The organism is Gluconobacter sp. P5H9_a, assembly GCF_018812085.1.
Lineage (GTDB): Bacteria > Pseudomonadota > Alphaproteobacteria > Acetobacterales > Acetobacteraceae > Gluconobacter.
This window is the reverse complement of the sequence record NZ_JACRVW010000031.1, coordinates 1-7,777: the sequence shown is the minus strand read 5'-3', so window position 1 is coordinate 7,777 and position 7,777 is coordinate 1. Positions and strand designations below refer to the sequence as shown.

6 protein-coding genes and 1 pseudogene are annotated in these 7,777 nt (G+C 63.4%); 4 read left to right on the top strand and 3 right to left on the bottom strand.

Annotation, left to right across the window (positions count from 1 at the left end):
- From KP708_RS15110 to KP708_RS15100, 3 genes are all read right to left on the bottom strand, one after another.
- Nucleotides 1-953: alpha-hydroxy acid oxidase (locus KP708_RS15110; protein WP_215757222.1), on the bottom strand; the 953-nt coding region annotated here is incomplete at its 3' end.
- Nucleotides 940-2,547 (bottom strand): amidohydrolase, encoded by a 1,608-nt coding sequence (locus tag KP708_RS15105; protein ID WP_215757221.1) that lies wholly within the window; start codon nucleotides 2,545-2,547, stop codon nucleotides 940-942. The genes KP708_RS15110 and KP708_RS15105, both read right to left, overlap by 14 nt.
- Entirely contained in the window at nucleotides 2,544-3,929 is a 1,386-nt protein-coding gene (locus KP708_RS15100) for a cytosine permease (RefSeq protein WP_215757220.1), read from the bottom strand. Before KP708_RS15100 ends, KP708_RS15105 begins: the two co-directional genes overlap by 4 nt.
- Before the next feature lie 266 nt (nucleotides 3,930-4,195).
- On the opposite strand from KP708_RS15100, the gene KP708_RS15095 reads away from it, so the two are divergent.
- The 4 genes and pseudogenes from KP708_RS15095 to KP708_RS15080 all read left to right on the top strand — a co-directional run.
- The gene (locus tag KP708_RS15095) at nucleotides 4,196-5,221 is read left to right on the top strand and encodes an alcohol dehydrogenase catalytic domain-containing protein (protein WP_215757219.1); all 1,026 of its coding nucleotides are present in this window, start codon (nucleotides 4,196-4,198) and stop codon (nucleotides 5,219-5,221) included.
- A complete protein-coding gene (locus tag KP708_RS15090) occupies nucleotides 5,215-5,982 on the top strand; it encodes an SDR family NAD(P)-dependent oxidoreductase (protein ID WP_215751289.1) in 768 nt (255 codons plus the stop codon). Before KP708_RS15095 ends, KP708_RS15090 begins: the two co-directional genes overlap by 7 nt.
- A 35-nt stretch (nucleotides 5,983-6,017) precedes the next feature.
- Entirely contained in the window at nucleotides 6,018-7,346 is a 1,329-nt protein-coding gene (hisD, locus tag KP708_RS15085; protein ID WP_215751288.1) for a histidinol dehydrogenase, read from the top strand.
- A pseudogene (locus KP708_RS15080) lies at nucleotides 7,343-7,777 on the top strand (hypothetical protein); the annotation flags it as partial. The gene hisD and the pseudogene KP708_RS15080, both read left to right, overlap by 4 nt.

The following is a 7,777-nucleotide window of genomic DNA, read 5'->3' as shown; positions in this document are numbered from 1 at the left end:
GTCACAACGTCCCCGCCCCGGCGAATGCCACTGTCGAGAACGATATCGCCCCTGCCCTCAACGGCGTCCACAATCTGCGGCAGAACATCCAGCGTCGCCGGAGACGGGTCCATCTGCCGTCCACCATGATTGGAGACGATCACCCCATCCGCACCCGCCGCAATAGCGTTCCCTGCGTCTTCCGGGTGCATGACGCCCTTCACAACAAGCCGCCCCTTCCATTCGCTCCGGAGCCATTCAAGCCCGGCCCTGTCGAGCGTGGGATCAATCTGCGCGGCCATGTCCTTGGCCTGCCCCATGATACCGTGCGCCGAGGTATAGGCGGCCAGATTTCCGATCGCCGGCGTCCCGCGCCCCGCCATGCCCAGACACCAGCGCGGATGGGCCATCATCCCCGCCATCTGCGTCAGCGTGGGCCGCGAAAGATGGCGGAATCCATTCCGCACATCCCGCTCCCGCACCGGCGTAATAGCCGTATCAATCGTCACGATAATGCCGTCCATGCCGCATTGCGCCGCACGGGCCAGCATGTCCCGCGTCAGACCCCGGTCCCGGAAAACATAGATCTGCGCAAGCGGCGCACCTCCCACTTTCGCAACCGCTTCCATCGGATCAATGGAAAAGGTGGAAACGGCCATCCCCACCCCGCAGCGCAGCGCAGCACGCGCGGCGCCCACTTCGCGGTCCGGATGCAGCATCCCCGCAAAACCGACCGGCGCGAGCATGAACGGCGCTGCCCACTCCTGCCCGAAACAGCGCACACCCGCATCCACGGTCTCGACGTTCTTCAGCCCCCGCGGCACGATCCCCCATTCGCGGAAAGCCTCGCGGTTCCGCACCATGGTCCATTCCCCATGCGCGCCCCCATCGACATAATCCGCAAACAGCCGGGGAAGACGCCGCCGCGCGGACGCCGCAACACCGGAAAAGACACCGTCATCAACGCGCGTCATAAACGACCCGCCCCCCAAGAACGGTCATCMGAACCGAAATTTCCGAAATCCGCTCGGGTGGCACATCAGCCGGATCTGCATCCAGAACCACCAGATCCGCCAGCTTCCCGACCTCGATGCTGCCTTCCTGCCCCTCACGATGACAGGCAAAAGCCCCCGCCGCCGTATAGGCATACAGGGCCTCGTCAACGCTGATGGCCTGCTGCGGAACGAATGCCGCGCCTCCCGCAAGGCTCCGGCGGGTCACGGCCTTGCCGATCCCCCGAAGTGGCGACAGCGACACGATCGGCCAGTCCGTCCCGAACGCCACGACACTGCCCGCATCCAGAAGCGACCGGTTCGGAAACGCCCGCTCCTGCTCGCTCTCGCGCACCCGCTGCGCCCACACCCCGTCCATCCCCATCCATTCATCGGACGGCGCAACCATCACAGGCTGAAGACAGGCAACCGCACCCAGCTCTTTGAACCGGGGAATATCCTCGGCAAACGGAATTTCCACATGCTCGACGCGATGCCGCAGGGAGCGCGTCGCTTCGGGAACCTGCGCATAGGCATCCAGCGCAAGCCGGATCGCCCCACTGCCGATCGCATGCGTCCAGATCTGAAACCCCGCCTCGGACACCCGCCGCACAGCGGAGTGATAGGCCTCAGGCTTCCAGACCAGCGTTCCCGTCTCATGCGGCCGGTCCGCATAACCCTGCGGCATGCTGGCCGTGTGCGATTCCAGAACGCCATCCAGAAAGAACTTCACCCCATCCAGACTCAGCATCGGCGAATGATACCGCCGACGCAGCGCCCCGATCTCGGACAGCCGCTTTTCCGAAAGCTCCGGCGGCGGCATCTCGACCATGACCCCGACCCGACAGGTCAGCGCGCCGGAGGCTTCCATCTCCGCAAGCGCCGGAAAAAGCCCTTCGTCATAGGCCGCGCTCTCAACCCGCGTGATCCCGCAACGCGCCATTTCCCCCAGAACGCGCTCAAGCCCGTCCCGGACCAGCGCCTCATCCATGGGCACCACATGCGCCCCGACCAACTTGCCCGCCTCTTCCTTGAGCCACCCCGTCGGAGCCCCATCTGGACGGCGCACGATTTCCCCGCCCTCCGGGTCCGGCGTTGACGCATCAATGCCCGCAAGTTCGAGCGCTCTGCTGTTGGCCCAGGCCGCATGCGCCATGCCGGACCTCAGAAAAACCGGCCGGTCCGGCACCACCGCATCGAGCATCGCACGGTCAAAACCTTCCGGCGGCAGATCAGGATAGCCGTAGCTCCATTCCAGCCCCACAAGCCATTCCCGCTCCGGATGCGCGGCGGCGAACGCCTCCACCCGCCCTACGACTTCCGCCATCGTTCTGGCGTCCCGCAGGCCGATATTCGATAGATATTCCGCCCCCATCAACAGATGAAGATGGCTGTCCACAAACCCCGGAAGAACACACGCGCGCCCCAGATCCACCTGCTCCACATCCGCCCCGCAGCCGTCGAGCAACGCCTGACGCTCACCAATCGCCGCAATCCGCCCATCGCGCAGAAGAACCGCGCCTTCAAACCGCTCATGGCCCGGCAGCGCAATCCGCGCATTGTACAAAAGCGTCATGCCCGCTCTCCCGCAGGCAGAACTTTCCGCCGGAACGTCCGCTCCGCAACAATATAGATTACCGGCGTCAGAATGAGGCTCACCACCCAGGAAACATCCACGCCTCCCAGCATCCTGGCCATGCTTCCCGTATAAAGATTCGTCGCCAGAAACGGAATCTGTACCGCAACCCCAACCCCGTAACAGATCAGGGCTGGCGTGTTGTAATACCCGTAAATTCCGCCATCTTTCTTGAAGAAAGAAGCAACGTCATAGTCTCCATGATGGAGAATATAATAATCCGTCAGGTTAATCGCCGTCCACGGGATCATGACCGACATCAGAAGCTCCAGGAACTCGCTGTAAGCCGTCATGAACTGGTCGGCCATGAGCGTGGCCATGCCAAAAGCCAGCGACAGCAGCCCCACCGTCACCACAAGCCGCGCGCCTTTGCCGTAATGACGGTCCGGCGTGAACGTCTGCGCCACGGTCAGCGTCGAGAGCGCCCCGCAATAGACGTTCAKGGCATTCGCCACCGCAATGCCGATGGAAAGCGCCAGCAGAACCGGCACCGCCGTTACGCCCAGGATCGCCGTAAGCGCCTGAATGACATGCGCCCCACCCGCCACGATCCCGATCGCAGCCCCCAGCCCCATGGCCAGCATCGACCCCGAAACGGACCCCGAAAAACACGCCAGAAATGCATATTTTTCGCTTTTCTGCCCCGCCGGAAGATATCGCGACGAATCCGAAACATAAGGCGCGTACGCAATCTGCCATAAAGCCGCCAGCGACAGGGTGCGCAGAATACCCGTCCCGCCCCATGACGGCACCGCAACGTCATGCACCGCCGGGTACACGCCCATGACCTGCCACAGACAGACCAGGACGGCCGCCCCGCACAGCAGCGTCAGAATACGCGCCGCAACATGGATCACATGATACCCGAGAATGGCAGGAACAATGGACAGGATCTGGATGATCAGAATGGCCGGAAATCGCCCCAAACCTGGAAAACAGGACTGAAGCCCCTCCGCCCCCAGAACAAGGTTCGAGGCCGCAAACCCGACATACATCAGCACAATCACGGCCGTCACCGGAACCGCCCCGAACAGGCCGAACTGCCCCCGCGTCTGGATCATCTGCGGCACACCCAACCGAGGCCCCTGAGCAGCATGGAGCGCCATGAAAACGCCGCCCACCAGATTGCCCGCCAGAAGCGCCAGAAGCGCAGGAACCAGAGACAGTCCGAAAACCGTCGTCGCCAGTGCCCCGGTCACGACCGTCAGCATCATGAGGTTCGGCCCGAACCAGACCGTAAACAGGTCCCGGGCACTCCCATGACGGCGATCCGAAGAAATGGGGTAGATCGTCTCTGCTTCCAGTGCGCCAATGGTCTCCATCGTGCCACTCTCCCTCCTTCTGCCAGTCAATCCGCCATACGGAAAGATGCTGATATCGCCACGATTTATTGCAATATCAGATCATTATAAAATACACATTTTTCCGTATTGGTAATGTGTTTCTGATGCATATTTCCTGAAGCTTTACCCCGGAAAAAGCTACGCGCAGATCCCTCGGATCGGTCTTTTCATTCCGGCTTCATTATATCTATATCGAAAAGAAAAGGTGAGGCCCGACCTCAGTCTGGTGGGAAAGGAAGAATCTCGTGCTTGCTGCCCGTTTTTCAGGCGTTGGAGACATTCAGGTTCTCTCTGTCCCGATGTCGCAGGACCTGCCGGACGGCTGTGTCCGCATCCGGGTCGAAGCAGCGGGGATCTGCGGGTCCGACCTGCACAATTTCCAGACCGGGCAGTGGCTTTCCCGCTGTCCCGTCACACCGGGCCACGAATTTTCCGGAACCATCACCCAAACCAACGGCAATTGCGGCTCACTGACAGTCGGCACACCCGTCATCGCGGATTCAAGGGTCGGCTGCGGAACCTGCCAGTCGTGCCGCTCCGGCCGAAAAAACCTGTGCCGGAMCCTGAGCTTCGTCGGAGAAAGCTGCGACGGCGGCTTCGCGCAGGACGTCATCCTGCCCGCCACTCAGGTCCTGCTTTTCCCCGATACACTCCCCCTGAGATACGGCGCCCTCGTCGAACCGCTCTCCGTCTCCCTCCACGCCGTCAACCGCCTCGCCCCGACACCCGGTTCTCCAGTCATCATCTGCGGCGGCGGCACGATCGGAGGGCTGGCCGCCCTCCTGCTTCGGCAGCAGGGCCATGACGTCCATCTGCTTGAACGCAACATCGGGCGCCAGACGCTCCTCGCCGAAACCATCGGCACGCTCCCCCTCCCTCCGGACGCAGAAGACTGGGACGCCCTGTTCGGCCCGGAAGGCCCCGCGTTTATTCTCGACGCCACCGGCGCCGCCCCCGTTGTGGAAATGGCCTGCCAGCGCCTCGCGCCGGGCGGCAGGCTCGTGCTGGCCGGCATTTTCCATCACACGCCCCGGATCGACCTCAACCTGGTCGTAGAACGGGAACTCGACATCCGGGGCGTCAGCGCCTTCGCAGACGAAATGCCCGAGGCCATCCAACGTCTCCCCGGCCTCGTTCCGTTTCTCGACCGCCTGATCACTCCGGCCGCAGCCCTCACCGATCTGCCGGCCCTCTATACCCATCTGCTCTCAGGCGCGGAAAACCGCCTAAAAACCCTAATCGCCCCCAACGGTACGGACGGAACATGGTAGAGATCGCCCCGCTTTTCTCGCTGGCAGGCAAAACGGCTCTCATCACCGGCGGCGGACGCGGCCTGGGGAAAGCCATGGCCCTCCACCTCGCCCGCTGCGGCGCAAACGCCTGGATTTCCGGACGCAACGCCGACACCCTCGAAGCCGCCCGCTCCGAAGCCCTCTCCAACGGTCTGACCCTGCATCCGCTCGTCATGGATGTCAGCAACCTCGACACGATCCGCGAAGCCTTCTTCCGGATCGCCCGCGAAAGCCGAACGCTCGACATTCTCGTCAACAATGCCGGCGACGAAACCCTCCGTGCCTGCGACGACGTGGACGAAGCCCTGTGGGACCGCCTTCTGGACACCAATTTGAAAGGGCCGTTCTTCGTAGCCCAGCAGGCCGCCCGCCTGATGCCGGACGGAGGCAGCATCATCAACCTCGCCTCCCTCACCTCGGCAGCGGGCGTCGCAAAAGCCGTCCCCTACAGCGCCTCCAAATCCGGCATCCTCGGCCTGACACGCAGCTTCGCCGTCGAATGGGCGCCTCGGGGCATCCGGGTCAACGCCCTGGCGCCCGGCTACTTCCATACGGACATGACCGACACGTTCTTCCGCAACGACGCATGGCGCGAAAAGATGCTGTCGGGCATCCCCCTCGCACGCTTCGGCCTGCCTGACGACCTCGCAGGCCCCCTGCAATTCCTCTGCTCCACAGCCTCCGCCTACATCACCGGACAGGTCCTGTACGTGGACGGCGGAACACTCGCCGCGCTCTGATCCTTCCAACCCTCCGCCCCGAAAAGAGAGACCCGATGTCTGAAAACATCACCTTCCATGATCTGACCCAGACCGGGACAATCCCCGAAGCCCTGCTGCAACGCACAGAGAGCGACCTGTCGGTCTTCTTCGAGCGCGTCAAACCGATCATCGAGCGCGTCCGCACCGAAGGCGACGCCGCCCTGCGTCATTTCGCACAGGCTTTCGACGGCGTGACCGCCCCCGAAATGAGCATCCGGGCCACGCCGGAAGAGTTCGACGCCGCCTTCGCCAGCATCGAGCCCGACGTTCTCGAATCCATCAAATACGGTATCCGGAACATCCGTCGCTTTCACGAAGCCCAGAAGCCGGAAGAAAGCTGGATGATCGAGGTCCAGCCCGGCATCTGGGCTGGAGACCGCAACATCCCCATAGACTCCGTGGCCTGTTACGTCCCACGCGGCAAGGGCAGCTTCCCCAGCGTCGTGAACATGACGACCATCCCCGGAAAAGTGGCCGACGTCCCGCGCCTGATCATTGTCACACCGCCCTCCCCCGACGGCACCGTCGACGCCGGAACCCTCGTGGCGGCCCGCCTCATCGGGGTCGAGGAAGTCTATAAATGTGGCGGCGCACAGGCAGTCGCCGCCGTGGCTTTCGGTACAGAAACCGTGCCCGCCTGCGCCAAGATCGTCGGCCCCGGCAGCCCATATGTCGTCGCCGCCAAACGCCTGCTGTCCGACCGGATCGACCCCGGCATCCCCGCAGGCCCCAGCGAGAGCATCATCCTGACCGATGACAGCGTCGATCCGGTTCTGGCCGCGCTGGACCTCATCATCGAGTCCGAACACGGCCCGGATTCCTCCGCCTGGCTCGTCACCAACAGCCGCCGCGTGGCCGAAGGCGTCATCGCCGCCCTGCCCGCACACTGGGCCGAAATGGACCCCAAACGCGCCGATTTCTCCCGCACCGTTCTGGGCGGAGCCCATGGCGGCGTGATCCTGACCAAAGACTTCAGCGCCGCCGTCGATTTCACAAACGCCTACGCACCCGAACATCTCGAAATCCTGACGGTCGATCCGATGGCGGATCTCGGCCGCATCCGCAACGCAGGCGAAGTCCTCCTCGGTACGGCCTCGCCCGTCACATTGTGCAACTACGTCCTCGGCCCGAACGCCGTGCTCCCCACGAACCGCGCCGCCCGCACCCACTCCCCGCTGTCGGTCCATGACTTCATGAAGCGCATGTCCTTCGCACGCGTCTCGCCCGAAGCGTACCCCGAAGCCGCGCGCCATGCGGAACGTTTCGCCCGGTACGAAAACTTCTCAGGCCATGCCCGCGCCGTCTCCTCGGCCCGCCCCATGCCCAAGATCCAACCCCGATGAGCCCCGAAGCAGCCAGCAACACACCCGCCAGCACCGGCCCCGTCAGCGCGGCAGGCATCCTCGCCGCGGCCCGGAGCGGAAATCCCGCTCTGGCTGCGGACCTCCTGTCGCGCATGATCGCGGAAGAATTCGGCTTCCACATCACGGACGTCACACTCGGCGCAGACGATTACAGCCTGAACTCCGTCAACGGATTCATGACCCGTGACACCGGAGAACGCTTTTTCTTCAAATTCCACCATGAAGAAAACGAAGACTCCGTCCTTCAGGAATTCTACAGGGGCGAAATCCTGCTCGAAGCCGGATTTCCGGTCGATATGCCCGCCCATGTCTGCCGCCGCGTCGGACGGCAGATCCTGCTCTACCCGCTCAAAACCATCCCGAAACTCGCCGATGCCGCCCGCGCCGCTGACGGTGACACGCCCCTGCCC